Annotated in this window: 1 protein-coding gene; it reads right to left on the bottom strand. The window is 47.0% G+C overall.

From position 1 onward, the window contains the following. Positions 1-2231 (bottom strand): FG-GAP repeat domain-containing protein (locus tag ACYPWY_RS16070; protein ID WP_459686556.1); only part of this gene is annotated, 2231 nt, incomplete at both ends.

Below are 2231 nucleotides of genomic sequence, written 5' to 3' on the forward strand. Positions count from 1 at the left end.
TTCGATGTTCAGTTCCACCGTTTCGCCCGGGCAAAGGATAGCCTGCCCCGAAATGTACGACATCCGGCTGGTCATGTTGTTCCAGAAATTACACTCGTTCTGGCTAAGGTAGGCGCCGCTGGGCGCCGAAGGGGAATTGTCGTTCATGTTTATAACCACGTACCACAAGTATTGCGTTGGAAACGAAATACTGCTGTAGTTGGGAACTGAAAAAACATAGGTTCTGTACTCGTTTCGAAACAGTGTTTGTCCCGTAAAAACCTGTGAGCCTTTCAGTTCGTAGCTTGTCGCCCCTACATCGTACAAATACAGCGAAAGCTGTATGTCGCCTGTAAAATCCATCGAACCGGCGTTGGTGAGGTAGGTAGTAATCTCCAGTTCATCGGTAACATCGTTGTGAAATAATTTTTGATTCTTACCAATCTGGAAGCTCAGGTCGGGCGAGAGGTTCAGGTTTTCGCCCTCGGTATTCAGGTTGCCTGCCTGCTGCAGGAAGCTGTTGAAGGGCCTATGGATGCTTCCGTCCGAATGGGCGATAACGGTTGTGGGCGACAGCGGATGCTCCGGAATACCGAGGTCGTCGTTGACGAACAGCGGATTGTAGCCGTGCTGGTTCCATACACTGCGTGCAGGAGCCCAAGTGCCCTTTGTTTTACTGCCAAATTTCATCAGGCGGACAATGCTATTAACAGGAGCAAGATCGGGATCCCATCCCGAAACAATAATTTCAGCATGACCATCTCCATCCGTGTCCACCACAATGGGGTATTCGGTGTGTGTTCCCGACCGACAATTGAATATCGCATCGTTGCCATTGACGTCTTTTACATTATTTCCATCCTTATCCAATATCCGGATATGGGTTTCGTCTCGGTAAATCAGTTCCGCCTCGCCGTTGAGGTCAAAGTCGAACATCGACATGGTGGTTGCGGAGGATGTATCGGTGGTGGTTTTATCTGTCCATAAGGAAGTGAAACTGTCTGTTGTCGAATCGTAGGCATAAGCATTCATCATACAATAGCTGGTAAAACAAATTTCGGGTTTTTTATCGCCGTTAATATCGCCGATAAATGCCCGCGATCCGCCTGTTGCTCTAGCTGGTTTGACTCCTGTCGATGGGTGTGGCCCCGGTTCAGGTTCCTCTACTGCCCCTATCAAGCTGCCTGAGCTTCCTTGCCAAACGTACATATTACATCTAGCAGGAGTTACCGGAAAGTTTTGGTCATTATATGTTATAACTACCACATCCAGAATACCGTCGCCGTCAATATCGGCTAACGAGGTATAGCCATCGCCGTAGGGGACATAAGCAACGATGTCAACTGTATTTGCTGCAGGATTGCTGCGGCTGTTGATGGTTACTTTGTAAGTAGTATTTCCACCAACAATTTCCTGTATGCCGTCGCCGTCAATATCGCCGATAGCCGGTAAAAAACCATCATTCTGAACCCCTGAAGCAGCATACCGCATACCGCGTCCACTAGGCTTATTTACCGGTGATGTTGGCGCAGCTGATAATGTTTCGGGCAGCGTTGCCAACAAGTTACCATTTTCGCCGACAAATATCTTGTCAACACACAGTATTTCAACCGTCCCGTCTCCATCTATGTCTGCAATACTGATACAGGAGGAAGGCTGTGTTGTTGTGCCATTATATAGCGGTTTGTCGGTATAAGAATCAGTCGATTCCCACAACATACTGTATGATCCTGTTGCATCTACTTTGTATGCTTGTAACCGGTAATTTGAGGGATTTCCGGCATTTACAAAACCTGTTCCGTAGATAATTTCGACTTGTCCATCGCGATCTACATCGCCAATTGCCAGGGGAAGAGTTGTATAAGTCTTTGTTGGCCGTACCGGAATCCCATATTTGAAAGTCAGATCAGCATCATATACAAATATACTGTCCGAATAATTATTCCCATAAGTAATAGAGGCATTTAACGTAACCACTTCTATAGCGCCATCCCCATCAACGTCTCCCACGTATGGTTCTGCATACACTTGAATCCTGTGATTAGTCGTTGTTTGTGCTATTTTCTCTATATCCCACACAAAAGGCGACGAAGGCACAGTACATTCGGCATCGTCAATAAAGTTAGGCTTGTCTCCCACATTAATGTAGGCGTCGCCCTGGGCGGAAGTTCCATCATTCGAGCAGGTAATCTTGTAGGTAACCTTCACCTGTCCATAAAAACCGCTCTGTGAGCGAAAGCGCAATTTCTTGT

The sequence above is a fragment of the Viscerimonas tarda genome (assembly GCF_054601255.1).